At 55.6% G+C, this 21,894-nt stretch carries 22 protein-coding genes; 12 read left to right on the forward strand and 10 right to left on the reverse strand.

The window, feature by feature from the left end; genetic code table 11:
- Positions 1-21: 21 nt before the first annotated feature.
- The 5 genes from damX (at position 22) to trpS (ending at position 4,661) form a co-directional block, all read left to right on the forward strand.
- Positions 22-1,308: a cell division protein DamX gene (gene damX / locus F153LOC_RS16200; RefSeq protein WP_102105339.1), complete on the forward strand. Its 1,287-nt coding sequence runs from the start codon at positions 22-24 to the stop codon at positions 1,306-1,308.
- Between the two features lie 67 nt (positions 1,309-1,375).
- Positions 1,376-2,191, forward strand: coding sequence for an adenine-specific DNA-methyltransferase (gene dam, locus F153LOC_RS16205; RefSeq protein WP_102105340.1), 816 nt, complete (start codon positions 1,376-1,378; stop codon positions 2,189-2,191).
- 41 nt (positions 2,192-2,232) lie between these two features.
- A complete protein-coding gene (rpe, locus tag F153LOC_RS16210; protein WP_100778613.1) occupies positions 2,233-2,910 on the forward strand; it encodes a ribulose-phosphate 3-epimerase in 678 nt (225 codons plus the stop codon).
- Positions 2,903-3,664, forward strand: coding sequence for a phosphoglycolate phosphatase (gene gph, locus F153LOC_RS16215; RefSeq protein WP_102105341.1), 762 nt, complete (start codon positions 2,903-2,905; stop codon positions 3,662-3,664). The genes rpe and gph overlap by 8 nt, the downstream gene beginning before the upstream one ends.
- Positions 3,657-4,661 (forward strand): tryptophan--tRNA ligase, encoded by a 1,005-nt coding sequence (gene trpS, locus F153LOC_RS16220; RefSeq protein ID WP_100778615.1) that lies wholly within the window; start codon positions 3,657-3,659, stop codon positions 4,659-4,661. Before gph ends, trpS begins: the two co-directional genes overlap by 8 nt.
- A 118-nt stretch (positions 4,662-4,779) precedes the next feature.
- Here the strand turns inward: trpS and F153LOC_RS16225 are convergent, their stop codons facing one another.
- From F153LOC_RS16225 to nirB, 4 genes are all read right to left on the reverse strand, one after another.
- Positions 4,780-4,953, reverse strand: coding sequence for a YhfL family protein (locus F153LOC_RS16225; protein WP_100778616.1), 174 nt, complete (start codon positions 4,951-4,953; stop codon positions 4,780-4,782).
- Between the two features lie 154 nt (positions 4,954-5,107).
- Positions 5,108-6,481, reverse strand: coding sequence for a siroheme synthase CysG (cysG, locus tag F153LOC_RS16230; protein WP_102105342.1), 1,374 nt, complete (start codon positions 6,479-6,481; stop codon positions 5,108-5,110).
- A gap of 152 nt (positions 6,482-6,633) precedes the next feature.
- Positions 6,634-6,960, reverse strand: coding sequence for a nitrite reductase small subunit NirD (gene nirD, locus F153LOC_RS16235; protein WP_102105343.1), 327 nt, complete (start codon positions 6,958-6,960; stop codon positions 6,634-6,636).
- The gene (gene nirB / locus F153LOC_RS16240) at positions 6,957-9,500 is read right to left on the reverse strand and encodes a nitrite reductase large subunit NirB (protein ID WP_102105344.1); all 2,544 of its coding nucleotides are present in this window, start codon (positions 9,498-9,500) and stop codon (positions 6,957-6,959) included. Before nirB ends, nirD begins: the two co-directional genes overlap by 4 nt.
- Before the next feature lie 240 nt (positions 9,501-9,740).
- Between nirB and F153LOC_RS16245 the strand changes: the two genes are divergently transcribed.
- A complete protein-coding gene (locus F153LOC_RS16245; RefSeq protein WP_102105345.1) occupies positions 9,741-11,057 on the forward strand; it encodes a cytosine deaminase in 1,317 nt (438 codons plus the stop codon).
- A 3-nt stretch (positions 11,058-11,060) separates the two neighbouring features.
- Here F153LOC_RS16245 and tsgA read toward each other — a convergent pair whose 3' ends face one another.
- Positions 11,061-12,245, reverse strand: a complete 1,185-nt coding sequence (gene tsgA, locus F153LOC_RS16250; RefSeq protein WP_102105346.1) for an MFS transporter TsgA — start codon at positions 12,243-12,245, stop codon at positions 11,061-11,063.
- Positions 12,246-12,521: 276 nt separating this feature from the next.
- Between tsgA and ppiA the strand changes: the two genes are divergently transcribed.
- The 5 genes from ppiA to F153LOC_RS16275 all read left to right on the forward strand — a co-directional run bounded on the left by ppiA (position 12,522) and on the right by F153LOC_RS16275 (position 15,863).
- A complete protein-coding gene (gene ppiA, locus F153LOC_RS16255; RefSeq protein ID WP_095283699.1) occupies positions 12,522-13,094 on the forward strand; it encodes a peptidylprolyl isomerase A in 573 nt (190 codons plus the stop codon).
- Positions 13,095-13,200: 106 nt separating this feature from the next.
- Complete coding sequence (locus F153LOC_RS16260; RefSeq protein WP_100778622.1) at positions 13,201-13,368, forward strand: YhfG family protein; 168 nt, start codon at positions 13,201-13,203, stop codon at positions 13,366-13,368.
- Positions 13,358-13,960, forward strand: coding sequence for a putative adenosine monophosphate-protein transferase Fic (locus tag F153LOC_RS16265; protein WP_102105347.1), 603 nt, complete (start codon positions 13,358-13,360; stop codon positions 13,958-13,960). Before F153LOC_RS16260 ends, F153LOC_RS16265 begins: the two co-directional genes overlap by 11 nt.
- Before the next feature lie 32 nt (positions 13,961-13,992).
- A complete protein-coding gene (pabA, locus tag F153LOC_RS16270; protein ID WP_100778624.1) occupies positions 13,993-14,556 on the forward strand; it encodes an aminodeoxychorismate synthase component 2 in 564 nt (187 codons plus the stop codon).
- A gap of 86 nt (positions 14,557-14,642) precedes the next feature.
- Complete coding sequence (locus F153LOC_RS16275; protein WP_102105348.1) at positions 14,643-15,863, forward strand: aspartate aminotransferase family protein; 1,221 nt, start codon at positions 14,643-14,645, stop codon at positions 15,861-15,863.
- Between the two features lie 45 nt (positions 15,864-15,908).
- On the opposite strand, the gene F153LOC_RS16280 is transcribed toward F153LOC_RS16275, so the two are convergent.
- On the reverse strand, positions 15,909-17,996 hold the full coding sequence (locus F153LOC_RS16280; protein ID WP_100778626.1) for a YccS/YhfK family putative transporter: 2,088 nt from the start codon (positions 17,994-17,996) through the stop codon (positions 15,909-15,911).
- A gap of 58 nt (positions 17,997-18,054) precedes the next feature.
- Positions 18,055-18,687, reverse strand: coding sequence for a cAMP-activated global transcriptional regulator CRP (crp, locus tag F153LOC_RS16285; protein WP_000242758.1), 633 nt, complete (start codon positions 18,685-18,687; stop codon positions 18,055-18,057).
- Between the two features lie 306 nt (positions 18,688-18,993).
- Between crp and F153LOC_RS16295 the strand changes: the two genes are divergently transcribed.
- Positions 18,994-19,398, forward strand: a complete 405-nt coding sequence (locus F153LOC_RS16295; protein WP_100780801.1) for an OsmC family protein — start codon at positions 18,994-18,996, stop codon at positions 19,396-19,398.
- A gap of 83 nt (positions 19,399-19,481) precedes the next feature.
- On the opposite strand, the gene F153LOC_RS16300 is transcribed toward F153LOC_RS16295, so the two are convergent.
- Genes F153LOC_RS16300 through F153LOC_RS16310 form a run of 3 tightly spaced genes read right to left on the reverse strand, consistent with a single transcriptional unit; the run spans position 19,482 to position 21,619 of the window.
- Positions 19,482-20,351, reverse strand: a complete 870-nt coding sequence (locus F153LOC_RS16300) for a phosphoribulokinase (protein WP_102105349.1) — start codon at positions 20,349-20,351, stop codon at positions 19,482-19,484.
- A 30-nt stretch (positions 20,352-20,381) separates the two neighbouring features.
- Positions 20,382-20,600, reverse strand: coding sequence for a YheU family protein (locus F153LOC_RS16305; RefSeq protein ID WP_095283693.1), 219 nt, complete (start codon positions 20,598-20,600; stop codon positions 20,382-20,384).
- Positions 20,597-21,619: a hydrolase gene (locus tag F153LOC_RS16310; protein ID WP_102105350.1), complete on the reverse strand. Its 1,023-nt coding sequence runs from the start codon at positions 21,617-21,619 to the stop codon at positions 20,597-20,599. Before F153LOC_RS16310 ends, F153LOC_RS16305 begins: the two co-directional genes overlap by 4 nt.
- Positions 21,620-21,894 lie beyond the last annotated feature (275 nt).

Genomic DNA, 21,894 nt, shown 5'->3' on the forward strand with positions numbered 1-21,894 from the left:
AGCCTTTGAGTGGGGTGTTAAATGGATGAATTCAAACCAGAAGACGAGCTGAAACCCGATCCCAGCGATCGTCGTACTGGTCGTTCTCGTCAATCTTCAGAACGTGATAACGAGCCGCAAATCAACTTTGACGATGTTGATTTGGATGCAGACGATCGTCGTCCGTCACGCAGCCGCAATGCGCGTGATGAGCGAGAAGAAGAAGAGGGTTATGAGTCCGAAGAAGATTCAATGGACGAAGAGCCTGTAGAGCGTCGCCCACGCAAACGTAAAGCGGCCGCCAAAAAACCGGCTTCCCGCCAGTACATCATGATGGGCCTTGGCGTGTTTGTCCTGCTGCTGCTGATTATCGGCATCGGCTCCGCGCTGAAAGCACCGTCAACGGATTCCACTGAGCAGACGCCTTCTGCCGAAAAGAGCATTAATCTTTCGGGGAATGACACTGCCGATCAGGCCAATGGTGCGCAGCCTGCGCCTGGCACAACATCTGCTGAGCAGACTGCAACTGCAAATGCAACGCAGGATGTTTCTCTGCCGCCTGTCTCCTCAACGCCAACTCAGGGTCAAACGCCTGCTACGCCAGAAGGCCAGCAGCGTGTAGAAGTTCAGGGCGATCTGAACAACGCACTGACCCAACCGCAGAGTCAGGATCAGGTGAACAACGTAGTGGCTAACTCTACGCTGCCAACCGAGCCTGCGACGGTAGCTCCGATTCGTGGTGGCGCGGCTCAACCGCAAACCGCAGCAACGGAAACCAAACCGCGTCAGACTCAGACCCAGACTGCGCCTCGACCAGAGCGCAAACAGGCTGTCATTGAGCCGAAGCGTGAAACCAAACCGCAGACGGTTGCGAAAGCGCCAGAAGCGAAACCTGTTGCACAGCCTAAGCAGACCGAAACCGCAGCCGTGAAAGCGCCTGCTGCGACAACGACTGCACCGAAGGCCACGACCTCAACGCCAGCAGCCACGCCTGCACCAGCCGCGACGGCAACGGCCAGCGCTGCAGCTACGGGTAAATCTACGGGCAACGTGGGTTCGCTGAAATCAGCGCCTTCCAGCAACTACACGCTTCAGTTGAGCAGCTCTTCCAGCTACGACAATCTGAACGGCTGGGCGAAGAAATCGAATCTGAAAAACTATGTGGTTTATCAGACGACCCGCAACGGACAACCCTGGTATGTGCTGGTGAGCGGTGTGTACGCGTCTAAAGACGAAGCGAAACGCGCAGTTGCCACGTTACCTGCGGATGTTCAGGCGAAAAACCCGTGGGCGAAACCGATTCATCAGGTTCAGGCTGATTTGAAGTAATGGTTAAAGCGCAGGATGCTGTCGGAGCTTTTTCCACAGCCGGAGAAGGTGTAATTAGTTAGTCAGCATGAAAAAAAATCGCGCTTTTCTAAAATGGGCAGGGGGGAAATACCCCCTGCTCGACGATATTAATAAACATCTGCCGAAAGGCGAGTGTCTTATCGAGCCCTTCGTGGGCGCCGGGTCGGTGTTCCTGAACACCGACTTTTCTCGCTATATCCTTGCGGATATCAACAGCGATCTCATTACCCTCTACAACATCGTTAAAACTCAGACAGATGAGTATATCGATGCGGCGCGTCAACTCTTTACCCCAGAGAACAACAACCCGGACGCCTACTATCAGTACCGCGCCGAGTTCAACCAGAGCACGGATGCGTTCCGTCGCGCGCAGTTGTTCTTGTATCTGAACCGTCATGGCTACAATGGCCTGTGCCGGTACAATCTGAAGGGTGAATTTAACGTGCCGTTTGGCCGCTACAAGCGCCCCTACTTCCCGCTGGCCGAGCTGCAGCATTTTGCCGAAAAGGCACAAAAAGCGGAGTTCCATTGCATCTCGTATGAAGAGTGTATGGAAATGGCGAACGCGGACTCTGTGGTCTATTGCGATCCGCCGTACGCCCCGCTCTCGGCCACGGCGAATTTTACCGCTTATCACACCAACAGCTTCAGCCCGAAAGAGCAGGCTCATCTGGCTGAAATGGCGGAAAAGCTGGTCAGTAAGCAAATCACGGTGTTAATTTCGAACCATGACACGCCTGATACTCGCGAGTGGTACAAAGCGGCGAACGATCGTATTCAGCTTAAAGTGCGGCGCAGTATCAGCAGCAACGGCGGCACACGTAAAAAGGTGGACGAACTGCTGGCTCTTTATCGACCCTGAGCCGTTTCGCCCGCCGGTAACTACATTTCAAGGAGATGCGGATGAAACAGTTTTTGATTGCTCCCTCAATTCTGTCAGCCGATTTCGCCCGCCTGGGTGAAGATACGGCCAACGCCTTAGCCGCCGGTGCGGATGTGGTCCATTTCGACGTTATGGACAACCACTACGTGCCGAACCTGACCATCGGCCCGATGGTTCTGAAAGCGCTGCGTAACTACGGCATCACCGCCCCGATTGACGTTCACCTGATGGTGAAACCGGTCGATCGCATTGTGCCGGATTTTGCCGCCGCAGGGGCCAGCATCATTACCTTCCATCCCGAAGCCTCCGAGCATGTCGATCGCACGCTGCAGCTGATTAAAGAAAACGGCTGCAAAGCGGGCCTGGTGTTTAACCCGGCAACCCCGCTCAGCTACCTTGATTACGTCATGGATAAGCTGGATGTGATCCTGCTGATGTCCGTTAACCCAGGCTTTGGCGGCCAGTCCTTTATCCCGCAAACGCTGGATAAACTGCGCGAAGTGCGCCGTCGTATTGATGAGTCTGGCTATGACATCCGCCTGGAAGTGGACGGCGGCGTGAAGGTCAACAACATCGGCGAAATCGCGGCGGCGGGTGCGGATATGTTCGTTGCCGGTTCGGCGATTTTCGATCAACCGGATTACAAAAAAGTCATTGAAGAAATGCGCGCTGAACTGGCAAAGGTAAGTCATGGATAAGTTGAAGGCAATTCGGGGCGTCGCGTTCGACCTCGATGGCACGCTGGTCGACAGCGCGCCAGGTTTAACCAGCGCCGTGGATCGGGCGCTCTATGCGCTCGAACTGCCGATGGCAGGCGAAGAGCGCGTAGTGACCTGGATCGGTAATGGCGCAGACGTGCTGATGGAACGTGCCCTGACATGGGCGCGCCAGGAGCGTGCGATTCAGCGCGCCGCGCAGGGTAAACCCGGCGTTGATCACTCGGATATCCCTCAGGACGAGCAGTTACGCGTCCTGCGTAAACTCTTCAATCGTTACTATGAAGAGACGGTGGAAGAGGGCAGCTTCCTGTTCCCGGACGTGGTGGAAACCCTTAGCGCGCTGCATTCTAACGGCCTGCCGCTGGCGCTGGTGACCAACAAGCCGACGCCGTTTGTCGCTCCGCTGCTTGAAGTGCTGGGCATCGCGAAGTACTTCTCCGTGATCGTCGGCGGTGATGACGTACAAAACAAAAAGCCGCATCCTGAGCCGATCTTACTGGTGGCAGGAAAACTATCGTTGTCACCTGAACAGCTGCTCTTTGTCGGCGATTCGCGCAATGATATTCTGGCGGCCAAATCGGCAGGATCCCCCTCCGTCGGCCTAACCTATGGCTACAACTACGGTGAAGCCATTACGCTGAGTGAGCCGGACGTGGTGTTCGATCACTTCAAAGATTTACTGCCCGCACTCGGGCTTTCGCACAGTGAACATCAGGAATCGAAAAATGACTAAGCCCATCGTATTTAGTGGCGCACAGCCTTCAGGTGAATTGACCATTGGTAACTACATGGGTGCGTTACGTCAGTGGGTCAACATGCAGGATGATTATCACTGCATCTACTGCATCGTGGATTTACACGCGATTACCGCGCGTCAGGATCCAGAAAAACTGCGCAAAGCAACGCTCGATACGCTGGCGCTGTACCTGGCCTGTGGCATCGATCCTGAGAAAAGCACCATCTTCGTGCAGTCCCACGTGCCAGAACACGCACAGCTCGGCTGGGCGCTGAACTGCTACACCTATTTCGGTGAACTGAGCCGCATGACCCAGTTCAAAGACAAATCCGCGCGCTACTCCGAAAACATCAACGCCGGTCTGTTTGACTACCCGGTGCTGATGGCAGCAGATATTCTGCTGTACCAGACTAACCAGGTCCCGGTCGGTGAAGACCAGAAACAGCATCTGGAGCTTAGCCGTGATATCGCCCAGCGCTTCAATGCCATTTATGGTGATGTCTTCAAAGTACCAGAGCCGTTCATTCCGAAATCCGGCGCGCGCGTAATGTCTCTGCTTGAGCCGACCAAGAAGATGTCCAAGTCTGACGATAACCGCAATAACGTGATCGGCCTGCTGGAAGATCCGAAAGCGGTGGTTAAGAAGCTTAAGCGTGCCGTGACCGACTCCGACGAGCCGCCTGTTGTTCGCTACGACGTGCAGAACAAAGCGGGCGTATCAAACCTGCTGGATATTCTCTCCGGCGTGACCGGTCAGAGCATCCCTGAGCTTGAGCAGCACTTCGAAGGCAAAATGTATGGTCACCTGAAAGGGGAAGTGGCTGAGGCGGTTTCCGGCATGCTGACTGACCTGCAGGAGCGTTATCACCGTTTCCGTAACGACGAAGCGTTCCTGAACAACGTGATGCGCGACGGTGCCGACAAAGCCAGCGCCCGTGCGTCTGAAACCCTGAAAGCGGTGTATGACGCGATTGGGTTTGTAGGTAAGCCGTAAGCTGTTGCCGGGTGGTTTGACGTAGACCGGGAAAGCGCGAGCGCTACCCGGCGAAACAACCGCTCTGCACCCATAAAAAAACCGGGATATTCCCGGTTTTTTTGTGCCTGAAAAAGACTTACGGCTGTTCTGCCGCCGGGCCGCAGCCGCCGATCATTTTCGAAATCGAGATCGCAGGGTGCAGGAAGTAATCATAGCCGCAGTTGTTTTTGGTGTTTTGCACGTGACCCGTACACGCCGTCAGGGTCGATAATAAGCCAACTAACACAGCGGCTTTTGCCAGTTTAAACATACACTTTCCTTGTAATGGAGCCGTACTTTTGGATGTAAAATAAGGGAATTAATGGAAAAGATTCCATTTCGCAGGCGGTATGTTATCGGCAGGTGTCAGGCGGGAGTAGTCCGGTTAAAGACTACTCCCTGAAGTGTGAATATGCGGGGGGAGATTAATGGTTTGAGAACCAGTTTAGCTTTTCGCGCAGTTCGACCACGCGACCGACAACGATCAGCGCCGGGCTTTCCACTTGCTGCGCCAGTTCACCCAGTTGAGTCAGAACGCCGCTCACCACGCGTTGCGTAATGGCAGTGCCGTTTTCCACCAGCGCCACCGGCATATCCTCCGGCATACCGTGTTCCAGCAGTTTTTCCTGAATAGTGGCCGCCTGGTTTAGCCCCATGTAGAACACCAGCGTCTGTTTCTCTGCGGCCAGGTTATGCCAGTCCAGCTCGCTGCCGGTTTTCAGGTGGCCCGTCACCAGGCGCACGCTCTGGGCGTAATCGCGATGAGTCAGCGGAATACCGGAGTAGGCTGAGCAGCCGGACGCTGCCGTAATTCCCGGTACAACCGAGAACGGAATACCCGCATTGCAGAGGGTTTCCAGCTCTTCGCCGCCGCGGCCAAAGATAAACGGATCGCCGCCCTTCAGGCGCACCACGCGTTTTCCTTTTTGCGCTTCACGCAGCAGAATCTGGTTGATCTCTTCCTGCGGCACGCAGTGATACCCGGCGCGTTTACCCACGAATACCCGGTCAGCGTCGCGGCGCACCAAATTCATGATGTCATCGGAGACCAGACGATCGTAAACCACGATATCCGCCTGCTGGATCTGCTGCAGCCCTTTCAGGGTCAACAGCCCCGCGTCACCCGGCCCTGCGCCAACCAGCACCACTTCACCGCGATGGTCCAGCGGCTCGGTCAGCAGGCGTTCGGTGGTCTCGGTAATGGCTTTTTGATCCTGATTCGCCAGCGACTGTGCCAGGCGATCGTTTACAAAGAATTTTTCCCAGAAGCGACGGCGCTCGCCAACGGTGGCGAAGGTTTTCTTCACCCGCGAGCGGAGTTGCCCCGCGTAGTGCGCCACCTGACCAAGATGCTGAGGCAGTATCGCTTCCAGTTTCTCACGCAGCAAACGCGCGAGCACCGGAGAGGTGCCGCCGGACGACACCGCCACCATCAGCGGCGAGCGGTCGATAATCGACGGCATAATAAAACTGGCTTCTTTTGGCGCGTCGACCACATTGCAGAAAATACGGCGGGTTTCACAGGCGTCGCTGACGCGCTGGTTCACTTCGTCGTTATCTGTAGCGGCAATGGTCAGCCAGCAGGTGTCGAGCAGCGTTTCGTCGAATTCGCCTTCGACCAGTGTCAGCATGCCTTCCTGCGCCCATACGTTAAACTGCGGGTCAAAGGCGAGGGCATTCACCGTCAGTCGGGCACCCGCTTCTAACAGGAGACGCGCTTTGCGTTCAGCGACATCGCCACCGCCCACCAGCAGGCAGTCGCGATGGCGTAATTGACAGAAAATCGGCAGGTGATCCACGACATTACCTCTTAAGAGTGGGCTTTCGCCTGAACAGTTGCGATGGTTTACGGAGTCGGATGCTCCGCTTTGTGAGTAGCATACCCGTAACGACAAGCGTCATACAGAAAACATGTGAAACGTACGGGAGGCATTGCGCCTCCCGTTCTGGTTTAGCCTTTCAGCTGCACGTTGCCGTCTTTCACGCGAACGTCGTAGTGCTTCACAGAGTGACTTTCATCTTCCATACAGTGCCCGTCCGTTAAGCGGAAACGCTGTTTTTTCAGCGGGCTGGCGACCCACAGCTCGCCCTGGTGTTCAGCAATCAGGCCGCGAGACAACACGCTGGCCTCAAAGAACGGATCGATATTGCTGATCGCGAAGAGCTGTTCATCGTGGCGCGGGCGGAAGATCGCCACATGCTCGTTGCCCAGCAGCGCACAGACGCCCGTCGCCGGAATGATGTCGTCGATTTTGCAGATGTTTACCCACTGGCTCATACGTTTTCCTCCACCAGAGTCACCGGAATGCGCTCGTAAGGCGTTGCCGGACGGTGCTGCTCGCGCTCAGGAACAACCTGTACGTTCGGATCGCGCTGGGTGCTGTTGATAAAGTGTTTGAAGCGAACCTGCGCGGCTGGCGTGTTGACGGTTTCTGTCCACTCGCAAATGACGGCCTCGCGCAGGCGGGAAATCTCTTCTTCCAGATGCTCGTTCAGGCCAAGTTTATCGTCGATGATCACCGATTTCAGGTATTCGATGCCGCCTTCCAGGTTATCGAGCCAGGAGGCGGTACGGGTCAGTTTGTCGGCGGTACGAATGTAGAACATCATGAAGCGGTCGAGATACTTGAGCAGGGTTTCGCGATCGAGATCGGCCGCCAGCAGGTCGGCGTGACGCGGTTTCATCCCGCCGTTACCGCAAACGTACAGGTTCCAGCCTTTTTCGGTGGCGATAATCCCCACGTCTTTACCCTGCGCTTCCGCACATTCGCGGGTACAGCCGGAGACGCCAAACTTCATTTTGTGTGGGGTACGAATGCCCTTGTAGCGGTTTTCCAGCTCAACGCCGAAGCCCACGCTATCGCCCACGCCGTAACGGCACCAGGTGCTGCCGACGCAGGTTTTCGCCATACGCAGCGCTTTGGCATACGCGTGACCGGTTTCGAAGCCCGCTTCGATCAGCTGACGCCAGATTTCCGGCAGGTCATCTTTCTGCGCACCAAACAGGCCGATACGCTGGGAACCGGTGATTTTGGTGTACAGGTTAAATTCGCGCGCCACGCGGCCCACGGCCACCAGCCCTTCCGGGGTGATTTCGCCACCGGCGGAACGTGGGATCACAGAGTAGGTCCCGTCTTTCTGAATGTTCGCCAGGAAGTTGTCGTTAGTATCCTGCAGCGGCGTGTGCTCTGGCTTCAGGATGTATTCATTCCAGCAGGAAGCCAGCAGTGAACCGACGGTCGGTTTACAGACTTCGCAGCCGTAGCCCTGGCCGTGTTTTTGCAGCAGTTCGTCGAAGGTTTTGATGCCTTCCACGCGGATCAGGTGGTAAATCTCCTGGCGTGAGTAAGAGAAGTGCTCACACAGGTTGTTGTTCACTTCGATGCCCTGTTTCGCCAGTTCGGCGTTCAGCACCTGGGTGACCAGCGGGATACAGCCGCCGCAGCCGGTACCGGCTTTGGTTTCGGCTTTCAGGGCGGCGACGGTGTGGCAGCCTTTGTTGATCGCTGAGATCAGCATGCCTTTGGTCACGTCGAAGCAGGAGCAAATCTGCGCGCTGTCGGGCAGTTTATCCACGCCGATAGAAGGTTTACCGTTGGAGGCGTGAGCCGGCAGGATCAGCGCGTCCGGGTTTTCCGGCAGTTCGATGGCGTTCAGGACCAGCTGCAGCAGATTACCGAAATCGCTGGTATCCCCCACCAGCACCGCGCCCAGCAGGTTTTTGTTGTCCTGACTGACGATCAGGCGTTTGTAGACCTCTTTGCTTTCGTCGAGGTAAACGTAGCTGCGACAGCCTGGTGTGCGGCCGTGCGCATCGCCGATCCCGCCGACGTCCACGCCGAGCAGTTTCAGCTTGGCGCTCATGTCCGCGCCGGTAAAGGCATTTTCGTTACCGAGAATATGGTCAACGGCGACCTGCGCCATTTTGTAGCCAGGAGCCACCAGACCATACACGCGGTTGTTCCAGCTGGCGCATTCGCCGATGGCGTAAATGTCCGGGTCGGAGGTCTGACAGGCGTCGTTAATCATGATCCCGCCACGCTGAGCCACGGCCAGACCGCACTGGGTCGCCATTTTATCGCGCGGGCGGATACCGGTGGAGAAGACGATGAAGTCGACTTCCAGCTCGCTGCCGTCGGCAAAGCGCATGGTTTTACGCGCTTCGGTGCCTTCCTGAACAATCTCTTTGGTATTTTTGCTGGTGTGAACTTTCACACCCATGCTTTCGATTTTACGGCGCAGCTGATCGCCACCCATGTGGTCGAGTTGTTCAGCCATCAGCATCGGGGCAAATTCGATGACGTGGGTTTCGACTCCCAGGTTTTTCAGCGCGCCTGCCGCTTCGAGGCCCAGCAGACCGCCGCCGACTACCGCACCGCGTTTACTGCGGCGTGCACAGGATTCGATCGCTTTGAGGTCTTCAATGGTACGATAAACGAAGCAATCCTGCGTTTCCGAGCCTTTGATTGGCGGGATCCACGGGTAAGAGCCAGTCGCCATGATCAACTTATCGTAAAAAACCGTGCGTCCGGCACTGGAGTGGATCACTCTTTCCTGGCGGTTGATGGTGATAGCGCGTTCGCCCACCAGCACCTTGACGCCATGCTTCTCGTAGAAACCTTCGCGCACCAGCGAAAGTTCTTCCGCGGTGTGATGAGAGAAGTAGGAAGAGAGGTGTACACGATCGTATGCTTTGCGGGGTTCTTCACAGAAGACGGTAATATCGAACTGGGCAGCGTCAGCTTTATCAAGGAGATCCTCAATAAAGCGGTGGCCGACCATGCCGTTACCGATAATAGCGAGTCTGACTTTGCTCATTTTTGCCTCGATTTCTTTTCTATTACTGCCTACCTTAACGATTCAGCAGGGGCACTTATTGATGCAAATCAAATACGCCTTAACCTACCACTTAGTGGGTATATGTCTGATTTGTCAGGATTTTTATAAGTCATGGAAATAGCACGCTTTTCGTGAGCGTCTAATTTATATACAAATTAGGGGGCTAATGATTACGATGACGTACCCCTTAATTTCAGCCGCATTTTTCGGGAGAAAGGTATGACGACAACACCGCTTTGGCTGGTTCAGAATGTTCGGTTACCTGGCCGGGAAGGGTTATGGCAAATCGGCATTGAGAATGGCCGTTTTGCAGAGATCACCCCGATGCGCGATGCTCATGACGAAAGTTATGAGGTGCTTAACGCTCGCGGTGGACTGGCGATTCCGCCGTTTATCGAGCCTCATATTCATCTGGATACGACGCAAACTGCCGGGGAACCGAGCTGGAACCAGTCGGGGACGCTGTTTGAAGGCATCGAACGCTGGGCCGAACGCAAGGCGCTGCTCAGCCATGACGATGTCAAAGCCCGCGCGTGGAAAACCCTGAAGTGGCAAATCGCCAACGGCATCCAGTTTGTGCGCACCCATGTGGATGTCTCCGATCCGACCCTTACCGCCCTGAAAGCGATGCTGGAAGTGAAGCAGGAAGTGGCGCCGTGGGTCACGCTGCAAATCGTCGCATTCCCGCAGGAAGGCATTCTCTCTTATCCCAACGGCGCGGCGCTGCTGGAGGAGGCCTTAAAACTGGGGGCCGATGTGGTCGGGGCGATCCCGCACTTTGAATTTACCCGCGAGTACGGCGTGGAGTCCTTGCACATCGCCTTCGCGCTGGCGAAAAAATATGACCGCCCGCTGGATATCCACTGCGATGAGATCGACGATGAGCAGTCGCGCTTCGTCGAAACCGTCGCCATGCTGGCGTACGAGGCGGGCATTGGCCATCGCGTGACTGCCAGCCATACCACGGCGATGCACTCCTACAACGGCGCTTACACGTCGCGCCTGTTCCGCCTGCTGAAAATGTCAGACATCAACTTTGTCGCCAATCCGCTGGTGAATATCCATCTGCAAGGGCGTTTTGACGACTATCCGAAACGCCGCGGAATCACCCGCGTGAAAGAGCTGCTCGAGGCAGGAATTAACGTCTGCTTCGGTCATGATGACGTCTTTGATCCCTGGTATCCGCTGGGGACGGGCAATATGTTGCAGGTGCTGCACATGGGGCTGCATGTTTGCCAGATGATGGGCTATCCGCAAATCGACAGCGGGTTAAATCTGATCACGCACAACAGCGCCAGAACGTTTGGCCTGACGGATTACGGCATCGAAACGGGTCATCCGGCGAACCTGATTATTCTGCCTGCTGAGAGCGGTTTCGAAGCGGTGCGTTGCCAGGTGCCGGTGCGCTGGTCAATTCGTCAGGGACGGGTGATTGCCACCACACAGCTGGCACAAACGTGGATACAAACCGATAGCGGGGGAGAGGAAGTGAGTTTTACACGAAACAGCCCCTTCACCGATGGCAAAGGGGCGTAGGCATTAGTGAGAAGCCGCTGCCGTGTTGTGCTGACGGTGGCGGGTGACAAAGCCCAGAATCAGACACATCACGAACACCACGGCGTACAAGCCGTTAGCCGTGTGCAGGGCTGCCAGCGGGCCACTGTGCGCCACGATAGGACCGGTCACCACGAAGGTCAGCATGGTGCCGATGGTGCCGCAGGTCAGCACAAAGTTCACCAGCTTCGGCGACGCTACTTTGGTTTGCAGGGAGCCAAGCGTAATGATCGAGGTGTAAATCGCGCTGGAGAAGAAACCGAGGGTCAGAATGAACCACGGCATATGCTCCGGCGAACCGTTGATGAACAGATACATCAGCACAGTTGCCAGGCCCGCCAGTACGGTCAGGATGCGCTGCAGATCGAAGAAGCGCAGGATGAAGCTAAACGCCCACATGCCAAACATGTACGACATCCAGAAATCACTCACCAGTTTACCGGCGTCGTTCAGACTCATGCCCAGCCCTTTGGCATATTCCGGGACCCAGGAGATAAAGCCCAGCTGGCCGAGGATGTAGCACAGCGCGGCAATGGAGAGGAACAGCACGCCGATTCCCCATTTCTCTTTCACCACCGGCTCGGACGTTTGCACCGCTTTTTTGCCCAGTACCGGGAAATCGCAGCCGAAGGTCAGAATAAAGATAGCGACGTACACCAGCCCGATGCAGGCATAAACCCAGTACCACTCGATGCTACGCGCCAGCAGAACGGCGGCCACCATTGGGAAGATCATCCCCGCCATGCTGAAGAACGAGTCGGTGAACAGCAGACGCGCGCCGCGCTGGCGGCCTTCATACATGTGGGTGATCAGGAAGGTCCCGATGGACATGGTGATCCCGCTGACCAGCCCGAGAACGAACATCGACGCCGAGAACAGGGCGATACTGTGGCTGACCATCAGGCCCGCCACGGCGGCGACCATCAGCACAAAGCCGAAGCGCAGCTGCGTTTTCAGCGGCACAATTTCCATCAGCCAGGCGTTCAAAAAGATCGAAATCAGGATCCCGGCGTTCAGGAAGGTGAAGGTGTTACTCATGCTGGAAACAGGTAGCTGGAAATAATCGGCAATATTGCCCATTACCATCCCGGTGACGATCACCAGTGCGCCGGTGAGGGCGTACGAGAAGAAGCTGATCCATGTGAGCTTGATGCGGTTGCTGTTAGTCATGTCTGCCTTGTATATGTACGTAAAGCGCGTTGACGCGCGAAGTGCGGGCAGATTTTAGTCATTAAAGTGATCTATTTAAATCTTTTCTGAAAATTATGATCATCGTTACAGTATTTATCATGACGGAAATCACCTTTTTACCCGCTGGATTCAACTGTTTGCGCCGTTACAACTGTTTCAAATTCGTAAAATTAGGTAAAAGGCTGGCCTCCATCCATACTGCTCTTTAGAATCAAGCAACTTGCCTTATTTACCGCGCTTTTTTAAGGAATTCTCATGCTCAAATCAACTCTGGCGGCTGTCGCAGCTGTGTTTGCTCTTTCTGCTGTCTCTCCTGCTGTTCTCGCAGCGAAAGGCGACCCCCATGTTTTGCTGACAACGTCCGCCGGGAATATTGAGCTGGAACTGAATAGCCAGAAAGCTCCTGTTTCTGTGAAAAACTTCCTTGATTACGTCAATAGCGGTTTCTATAACAACACCACATTCCACCGCGTGATCCCGGGCTTCATGCTCCAGGGCGGCGGTTTTAACGAGCAGATGCAGCAGAAACAGCCTAACGCGCCGATCAAAAACGAAGCCGATAACGGCCTGCGTAACACCCGTGGCACCATCTCCATGGCACGTACTGCTGACAAAGACAGCGCGACCAGCCAGTTCTTCCTGAACGTTGCTGATAACGCCTTCCTCGATCACGGTCAGCGTGATTTTGGTTATGCGGTCTTCGGTAAAGTTGTGAAAGGCATGGACGTGGCGGACAAGATCTCTCAGGTACAGACCCACGACGTTGGTCCATACCAGAATGTGCCGACAAAACCGGTAGTTATCCTCTCCGCAAAAGTGCTGCCGTAAGATTCTCCTCTGCGGGCATTCTCGCCCGCATTGCTTTCCCCTCCCTGCGAAAGCGCAGTTTGCTGCTTATACTTGTGGCAAACGGACACATTCAGGGAGGCGTTAAGTGAAAAAACTCACCGATAAGCAAAAATCCCGTCTCTGGGAGCAACAGAGAAATACCAATTTCCAGGCCAGCCGCCGTCTCGAAGGCGTCGATAGCCCGTTAGTCACGCTCAGTGCGCAGGACGCCGAGGTTCGTATTCAGGAACTCAGGAGGCACTATGAGCGATAAAATTGGTGACGACCGCGATCCATACCTCTACCCCGGCCTGAATGTGATGCGTAATGCGCTCAGTATTCGTCAGGCGGAGCGCCTGGCACAGGCCTCTTACGAACTCACCGCCCTGCGCGCGGCCACGCTGCCTCTTGGCCCGCCGGCTCGCGGGCTGCCGCATCTGTGCGCCATCCATCGCCACATTTATCAGGACATTTTTAGCTGGGCGGGAGCGATTCGTGAGGTCGATATTTATCAGGGCGATACCCGTTTTTGTCATTTTGCCTACATCGAAAAAGAGGGCAACGCCCTGATGCAGGACCTGGAGGAGGAGCACTATCTGACCGGTCTTGAACGCGAGGCGTTTATTGCCAGACTCAGCCACTACTACTGCGAGATTAACGTGCTGCACCCGTTTCGCATTGGCAACGGCATCGCGCAGCGCATCTTCTTCGAGCAACTGGCAATCCACGCGGGCTATCAGCTGAGCTGGCAGGGGATCGATCCGGATGAGTGGTCGGCGGCCAACCAGAGCGGGGCGATGGGCGATCTGACCGCGCTCAACGCCATCTTTGCCAAAGTAGTGAGCGAAGCGCGGGAAACTGAGTAGAATAGGGCGGCTATTTTTGTCCCGGAGCCGCCATGATCCTGCTGATTGATAACTACGATTCCTTTACCTGGAACCTTTACCAGTACTTTTGTGAACTGGGTGCAGAGGTCATTGTCCGGCGCAACGATGACATCACGCTGGCTGATATCGACGCACTGGCCCCGCAGAAAATCGTGATTTCACCGGGGCCGTGTACGCCTGACGAATCAGGTATTTCGCTGGAGGTCATTCGCCACTATTCCGGCAAACTGCCGATTCTGGGGGTTTGTCTCGGTCATCAGGCTATCGCGCAGGTGTTTGGTGCGACCATTGTTCGTGCCGAACGCGTGATGCACGGCAAAACCTCACCGGTTACCCACACCGGCATGGGCGTGTTTCAGGGGCTGAATAATCCGCTGACCGTCACGCGCTACCACTCGCTGGTGATCGACCCGCCCACGCTTCCCGCGTGCTTTGACGTCACCGCCTGGAGCGACACCCGTCAGATCATGGGCATTCGCCATCGCGAGTGGGACCTCGAAGGGGTGCAGTTCCACCCGGAGAGCATTCTGAGCGAACAGGGCCACCAGCTTCTCGCCAATTTCCTCAATCGCTGAATTTCTATTGCCTTGCTGTGATTTTTTATGCATATTTTGTGATTATATTTTCACAATTACTGTGACATAAAACGGACGGGCATGACATGGCAACTGAACAACCTGCAATTACGCGCGCAACATTCGATGAAGTGATTCTGCCGGTTTATGCACCGGCGGAGTTTATCCCGGTGAAAGGGAAAGGCAGTCGGGTATGGGATCAACAGTGCAAAGAGTACGTTGATTTCGCGGGCGGCATTGCGGTGACGGCGCTGGGGCACTGCCATCCGGCGCTGGTTGAGGCGCTGAAAACCCAGGGGGAAACCCTGTGGCACACCAGTAACGTGTTCACCAACGAACCGGCGCTGCGCCTGGGCCGTAAGATCATTGATGCCACCTTTGCCGAGCGTGTGCTGTTCATGAACTCCGGCACTGAAGCCAATGAAACCGCCTTTAAGCTGGCGCGCTATTACGCCTCCACGCGTCACAGCCCATACAAAAGCAAGATTATTGCATTCCATAACGCCTTCCATGGCCGTTCGCTGTTCACCGTTTCCGTGGGCGGGCAGCCGAAATATTCCGACGGTTTTGGTCCAAAACCCGCTGATATCATCCACGTGCCGTTTAACGATCTGCATGCGGTCAAAGCGGTGATGGACGATCATACCTGCGCGGTGGTGGTTGAGCCGATCCAGGGCGAGGGCGGCGTGATGGCCGCGACGCCAGAATTCCTGAAAGGACTGCGCGAGCTATGCGATGAGCATCAGGCATTGCTGGTCTTTGATGAAGTGCAGAGCGGTATGGGGCGTACCGGCGATCTGTTTGCCTATATGCACTACGGCGTAACGCCGGATATCCTGACCAGCGCCAAAGCGCTCGGCGGCGGTTTCCCGGTGAGCGCCGTCCTGACGACGCAAGAGATCGCCTCGGCCTTCCACGTTGGCTCTCACGGCTCCACTTATGGCGGCAACCCGCTGGCGTGCGCGATCGCCGGGGTGGCGTTCGATATTATCAACACCCCGGAAGTGCTGAACGGTGTAAACGCGAAGCGTGAGCAGTTTGTGCAGCATCTCCAGCAGATCGACGCGCAGTACGACGTGTTCAGCGATATTCGCGGCATGGGGCTGTTGGTCGGTGCGGAACTAAAGCCGCAGTACAAAGGTCGCGCGCGCGATTTCCTCCACGCCGCTGCCCACGAAGGGGTGATGGTGCTGAATGCCGGGCCGAATGTGATGCGCTTTGCGCCGTCGCTGGTGATTGAAGGGCAGGATATCGATGACGGTATGAACCGCTTTGCCAGTGCGGTGAAGAAGATCGTTCAGGGCTAGTGGAGCAGCGGCTTCGTTTTGTTCCGACCTACGGAGCCGCAAACCTCACGACGTCTTACGGCGCATAATCCGCGTCAGCCAAATCCCGTGATGCGGACGCTGACGCCACGCCACCGACGAAATGGTGTGCATGGTGTTCAGGTGGCCTATTACGCGCTGTAAATGCTGCTCCAGAGTGCTCATTGGCCCGTGGGTGAGCGTCTCTGGCGCTTCCAGAATATTGGAATCTCCCGACTCTCCCGGCGCGTCGTACTCCAGACGCTGCTGGCAACGCTGCAATGCAATTTCACACGACTGCAAATAGCGCTGCGCCAGATCCGGCGTCAGCATTGTGTGCTCGCGCGCCAGGGTCGTCATCGCGTTAATGTGTTCGACGATGAACTGGCTGTGCGTCACCCACAGTTTCATATCTGCCAGATAGTCTGAATTAAAGCCCGGCTCCTGCATCGCCTGGTTGAGGGAGTTATACAGCGCGTTGTGCGCCTGGTTGACCTTCATGCGCTCGTACGCCAGCGGCGAAGGTTTGGGATCGTCGCTCAGGATCAGACGAATGGCCTGCTGGTCCGCTTCAAGGGCGTCGTGGGCGTTCTGGCGCAGCAGCCCGCTCTGCCACTGTGGCCACAGCCAGACCATGCCGCCAAAGGCGATCAGACAGCCAATCAACGTATCCACCAGCCGCGCCACGATAAACTGCTCGCCGTTCAGGGTCAGCAGTTGCAGGGTGTATACCGCCGTCACTGTAAACCCGACCATTGCCCAGCCGTAGTTTTTGCGGATGATCAGATAGCCGACCAGGGTAATGACCAGCATTCCCAGCAGGGTATAGCCGTCAGGAACATGGAAGTGCAGTGTGATACCGGCAATCACCAGCCCGGCAAACGTCCCGAGCGCACGGTGCAGTATTCGCACGCGCGTCGCACCATAGCCATTCTGCGTGACAAACAGCACGGTCATTAAAATCCAGTAGGGCTTGGGTAAGTGCAGCGCGACGCCCATCAGGCTGGCGATGCTCAGCATCACGCTGATGCGTGCGGCATTGCGCAGGGCGGAGGATTTCAGTGATAAATAGCTTTTCAGCGCTGGCAGCAGCGGCAGACGCTTTTGTTTATCGGCCATCAGGTCGCGCGGGTAGAGCGGGCGCTGAGTGCGCAACACGCGTGCGATGCGGCTAAAGTGCCACGCGCAGAACTGCCCAACCGGATTATCCGGATGCTGACGGGCAATTTTCTCCAGCGCGCCCAGCTGTTTATCCATCGTAAAACGCGTGGGATAACGGTGGTAAAGAATATCGTCAGCCAGCACCCGCAGGCGCGCCGCGACCGTTTGGGCATTCCAGCGGATCACCGCTTCGGCGTGGCTGCGCTCCACCAGTTTTTGCACCTCCTGCGGGTGATGCAGACTGACCGAAATATGCTCCTGCAGATCAAGCCCCACCTGGAAGACGCGCAGCAGTCGCTTGTATTCATGGTTTTTATTGGCCGCCAGCATGTGCAGCTGCTGATAGCACTGGCTGATTAAGTCGACCACTTTTTGCTGGCGCGTAAGCAGCGGGGGCAATGATTTTTCCGGGTCTGTGTGTTGCGTCAGCAGGGTGTATTTGGCTTCGCAATAGTCCGCGAGCTGGACGTAGAGCAAGCTCAGGGATTCGCGCAGAGGCTGCTCCCGCCACATCCAGAACCAAAACCAGTTAAACAGCCCATACCACAGCGTACCGAACGTATAGATCAGCAGCGGCTCCCAGACGGGCATATTTCCGGCGAGGCTCAGCGTGAAAATAGCAGCAATCAGTGAGGCGGGCAGCAGGCGAGCGTGAAGCGAACTGATCTCCGCCGTGACGCCCAGCGTCATCGCCAGCACGGTAAGGATTAACGGCAGCGGGATATCACGGGCCAGCAGCAGCTGCACGGCCAGGCTACATCCGGCGAACAGGCAGCCGCCGATAATCAGGCGTTTGAAAAAGCGTTTATGCGGTGTATCGAGACCGGCGATGTTGCAGCAGGCAGGAACGAGAGAGAACAACAGCCCATGTTGCAGATGGCCCAGGATTAAACCGACAGCCACGGGAAGACATAACACCAGGGTTTGACGTAGTGCGTAGTTAACTTCGGGGTGATAAATCAGCCTGCGCCACATGTTCGTCAGAGACAAAAACGGCGTGACACCTTGCGATGGCACGCCGTTCGTTCCGGAATTAACGCGTTCCGTAGACCACGATAGTTTTACCGTGAGCAGAGATCAGGTTTTGATCTTCCAGCATTTTCAGGATACGGCCAACGGTTTCACGAGAACAGCCGACGATCTGACCAATCTCCTGACGGGTAATTTTAATTTGCATACCGTCCGGGTGGGTCATGGCGTCAGGTTGTTTCGCCAGGTTCAGCAGGGTCTGCGCGATGCGGCCTGTTACGTCCAGGAAGGCGAGGTTACCCACTTTCTCGGAAGTGACCTGCAGGCGGCGAGCCATCTGCGAAGAAAGACGCATCAGGATGTCCGGGTTTACCTGGATCAGCTGGCGGAATTTCTTATAGGAGATCTCTGCAACTTCACACGCGGTTTTCGCACGCACCCAGGCGCTACGTTCCTGGCCTTCTTCAAACAGGCCCAGTTCACCGATGAAATCGCCCTGGTTCAGATAAGAAAGGATCATCTCTTTCCCTTCTTCATCTTTGATCAGCACTGCCACCGAGCCTTTGACGATGTAGTACAACGTTTCCGCTTTTTCACCCTGGTGAATCAGCGTGCTCTTCGATGGGTACTTATGAATGTGGCAATGAGACAAGAACCATTCGAGAGTCGGGTCTGTTTGCGGTTTGCCAAGCACCATGCGCTGTTATCCTCTGTTATAAGCTGTCTCAGAGTCAAAATCGCATCCTGACTCTGGGGTTGCAATCGAATTCTTACCCGTACCTGGGACGTGGCTGTCGCACTGTTCGCAGCCAGTAAAGTTTGATGTCCTCTGCATACATGTGTAACGTCAATGTATTACTGTAGCATCGAGACTGTTTTAGCATAGCTTTAGCCGCGTGTCTCCTGGTGTCTCGCTTCAGCATGATGCAGGTCGCCTTCCGTTGCGAGAATTGTAACGCACGCGTAATCTGTTCGGAAAAATGCAACTTTGGAGTTAATGAAAATGCAAGCGCGTGTGAAATGGGTTGAAGGTTTAACGTTCCTTGGCGAATCCGCTTCAGGACACCAGATTTTGATGGACGGCAACTCCGGAGATAAAGCGCCAAGCCCGATGGAAGTGGTGCTGATGGCGGCGGGCGGATGCAGCGCGATTGACGTGGTTTCCATTCTGCAGAAAGGCCGTCATGACGTGACGGACTGCGAAGTGAAGTTGACGTCAGAGCGTCGCGAAGAGGCGCCACGTCTGTTTACGCACATCAACTTGCATTTTATCGTCACCGGTAAAGAGCTGAAGGATGCGGCGGTTTCCCGTGCGGTGGATCTGTCTGCGGAGAAGTACTGCTCCGTGGCGCTGATGCTGGAAAAAGCGGTGAACATTACGCATTCGTACGAAGTGATCGACGCTTAACACAACGCCCGGTAGCGCTACGCTTGCCGGGCCTGTCACCGCATGATTCAGCCGGATAGCAAAGTGCCCTCCGGTAACTGAACTCAGGCGATCTTCTTGCCTTCCATCAGCCGTTGCACCAGCGGCATCATGATCAGCTCCATCGCCAGCCCCATCTTCCCGCCCGGGACCACTAATGTATTGATATGGGAAATGAATGAACCCTGCAGCATCGCCAGCAGCCAGGGGTAATCAATGTCTTCCAGATTGCGGAAGTGAATCACCACAAAACTCTCGTCCAGCGACGGAATTGTTTTCGCCGCAAACGGGTTAGAGGTGTCCACCGTCGGGACGCGCTGGAAGTTGATGTGGGTGCGTGAGAACTGCGGCGTCAGGAAGTTGATGTAATCTTCCATCGAGCGCACGACTGAATCCATCACCGCTTCACGCGAATGGCCGCGCTCGCTCATGTCACGGGTCAGCTTCTGAATCCACTCCAGATTGACAATCGGCACCACGCCGACCAGCAGATCCACGTGGCGCGCCACGTCGTGCTGTGGCGTTACCACGCCGCCGTGCAATCCTTCATAAAACAACACGTCCGTTGGCTCCGGCAGGGGCTGCCACGGGGTGAATGTGCCAGGAACCTGATTCCACGGCACCGCTTCATCGTAGGTGTGCAGATATTTGCGCGACTGACCTTTGCCCGTGTGGCCGTAGTCCTGAAAAGTTTGTTCCAGCAGGCCAAAGTCGTTGGCGTCTGGCCCGAAATAGCTGATGTGTTTACCTAAATCCCGGGCCTTGCGGATAGCCATGTCCATTTCAGGACGGGTGAAGCGATGAAAGCTATCACCCTCAACCTCGGCAGCGTGCAGATTGAGCTGCGCGAAAATCTTGCGAAAAGCGAGGCTGGTGGTGGTGGTTCCCGCACCACTCGAACCCGTAACGGCAATAACCGGATGTCTGGCGGACATAGCAACTCCCTGACTGGAAAGATGGAACAATCAACCGCGAAACTGATTGCGCGGCATGATGTTGACGGTTTCGTGCAGTTCAGACCACACCAGCAACACCTCGCCACTCTGTAGCTGCCGTTTTACATCGGCGACCTTTTGTTCGAGCGAACGCTCATGTTCACCATAATCGGTGCCTTCGCGTAATACAAAGCTTTCAATCAGGCTATCCAGCGTTTCGGGAGCCAGATCCTGCCAGGGAATCATCATTTTACTCTCTCCAGAAATGGGGTTAACCAGTCAGGGATGCGCGATTCCAGCCACATTTTCGGGCGCAGTAACGTCCCGGTAATAAAGCCGACGTGGCCGCCGTGTTCGGTCAGCTGATACTGCACGTTCGCAGGCAGATGTTCCGGGGCCGGGATGGAGTGATGATCCATAAAGGGATCATCCTTCGCATGGATGATCAGCGTCGGCCTGGTGATCTGGTTCAGCAACGGCATCGCGCTACACTGACGATAGTAGTCGATCGCGTCGGCAAAGCCGTGGATCTTCGATGTGATCAGATCATCAAACTCGCGAAGACGACGCATCCGCTTCAGCTGTTGCAGGCTGATGGGCAGGGTGTCCGGATAGGCCTTTAGCTTACGCGCGGCGTTAGCTTTCAGCAGGTTGAGCAGATAGCGCTGATAGACCCGCGAAAAACCTTTTTCCATATGGTAGCTACACTGCTCAAGCATGAACGGTGCGGAGACAATCACCGCCGCATCCAGCGGAACGTTATTGCTCTCTTTTGCCAGCAGGCAGGCGAGCATATTACCGCCCAGGGAGTAGCCTACGGCGGCTGTCGGCACGGTACCGAAGGTAGTGCTTAACCAGTGTAAAAACCAGGTGCCGTCTTCGGTTTCACCGGAGTGATAAATTCGCTCACGGCGATTCGGCTCGCCGCTGCAGCCGCGAAAGTGCATCACGACGCCGAGCCAGCCGCGTGATTTTGCCGCGTGGATCAGCCCGTGGGCATAGGGGCTGTGCAGGCTCCCTTCCAGGCCATGAAACACCACCAGACGCGGTTTGTGCCTGGCCTGTTCGGGATCTTCGCTCCAGGCTAAATCCACGAAATCTCCGTCCGGCAGGTCGAGGCGCTGCCAGTGCGGCGTAAACTGCAGTTTTCGGCGCAAAATACGCGGCAGCATGGTCTGCAGATGTGGGTTCGCCACACCCCGCATGGGGACGAATGCTGCGCTCTCATCGCTTGCGATGTCGAAATCTGATGGAATAATTTGAGTCATAACGATGCAATGTTAATTCTTGTCAGTCATTTACTATACCTTCCGAATTGTACCCTGTTTATAAAAACGAAGAGCGTTTACCTCCGATTCAGCCATTTCTGCCACCTCTGGCATTTTTTCGCGCGATGCGAACTGATCTCGATCACAAATCTTTACCTCGATTATTACTCTCAGGCTAATGATTCCACACTACGCTTAATTGATGCCTTTCTCACCAGAGCGCACACTTTGTTCAGCGTTAAGCAAATCAGAATGATGTGCTGAATCAGGAGGTT

This window comes from Lelliottia sp. F153 (assembly GCF_002870005.1).
Taxonomy (GTDB): domain Bacteria; phylum Pseudomonadota; class Gammaproteobacteria; order Enterobacterales; family Enterobacteriaceae; genus Enterobacter; species Enterobacter nimipressuralis.

Bases quoted from the DNA above. Each gene is read 5' to 3' on its own strand.
- damX (WP_102105339.1), top strand. From the start codon at position 22: ATGGATGAATTCAAACCAGAAGACGAGCTGAAACCCGATCCCAGCGAT.
- tsgA (WP_102105346.1), bottom strand. From the start codon at position 12,245: ATGACTAACAGCAACCGCATCAAGCTCACATGGATCAGCTTCTTCTCG.
- F153LOC_RS16305 (WP_095283693.1), bottom strand. From the start codon at position 20,600: ATGATGATTCCCTGGCAGGATCTGGCTCCCGAAACGCTGGATAGCCTG.
- gph (WP_102105341.1), top strand. From the start codon at position 2,903: ATGGATAAGTTGAAGGCAATTCGGGGCGTCGCGTTCGACCTCGATGGC.
- dam (WP_102105340.1), top strand. From the start codon at position 1,376: ATGAAAAAAAATCGCGCTTTTCTAAAATGGGCAGGGGGGAAATACCCC.
- F153LOC_RS16265 (WP_102105347.1), top strand. From the start codon at position 13,358: ATGAGCGATAAAATTGGTGACGACCGCGATCCATACCTCTACCCCGGC.
- trpS (WP_100778615.1), top strand. From the start codon at position 3,657: ATGACTAAGCCCATCGTATTTAGTGGCGCACAGCCTTCAGGTGAATTG.
- nirB (WP_102105344.1), bottom strand. From the start codon at position 9,500: ATGAGCAAAGTCAGACTCGCTATTATCGGTAACGGCATGGTCGGCCAC.
- F153LOC_RS16310 (WP_102105350.1), bottom strand. From the start codon at position 21,619: ATGACTCAAATTATTCCATCAGATTTCGACATCGCAAGCGATGAGAGC.
- rpe (WP_100778613.1), top strand. From the start codon at position 2,233: ATGAAACAGTTTTTGATTGCTCCCTCAATTCTGTCAGCCGATTTCGCC.
- F153LOC_RS16295 (WP_100780801.1), top strand. From the start codon at position 18,994: ATGCAAGCGCGTGTGAAATGGGTTGAAGGTTTAACGTTCCTTGGCGAA.
- F153LOC_RS16280 (WP_100778626.1), bottom strand. From the start codon at position 17,996: ATGTGGCGCAGGCTGATTTATCACCCCGAAGTTAACTACGCACTACGT.
- ppiA (WP_095283699.1), top strand. From the start codon at position 12,522: ATGCTCAAATCAACTCTGGCGGCTGTCGCAGCTGTGTTTGCTCTTTCT.
- nirD (WP_102105343.1), bottom strand. From the start codon at position 6,960: ATGAGCCAGTGGGTAAACATCTGCAAAATCGACGACATCATTCCGGCG.
- F153LOC_RS16300 (WP_102105349.1), bottom strand. From the start codon at position 20,351: ATGTCCGCCAGACATCCGGTTATTGCCGTTACGGGTTCGAGTGGTGCG.
- F153LOC_RS16275 (WP_102105348.1), top strand. From the start codon at position 14,643: ATGGCAACTGAACAACCTGCAATTACGCGCGCAACATTCGATGAAGTG.
- crp (WP_000242758.1), bottom strand. From the start codon at position 18,687: ATGGTGCTTGGCAAACCGCAAACAGACCCGACTCTCGAATGGTTCTTG.
- F153LOC_RS16245 (WP_102105345.1), top strand. From the start codon at position 9,741: ATGACGACAACACCGCTTTGGCTGGTTCAGAATGTTCGGTTACCTGGC.
- pabA (WP_100778624.1), top strand. From the start codon at position 13,993: ATGATCCTGCTGATTGATAACTACGATTCCTTTACCTGGAACCTTTAC.
- F153LOC_RS16225 (WP_100778616.1), bottom strand. From the start codon at position 4,953: ATGTTTAAACTGGCAAAAGCCGCTGTGTTAGTTGGCTTATTATCGACC.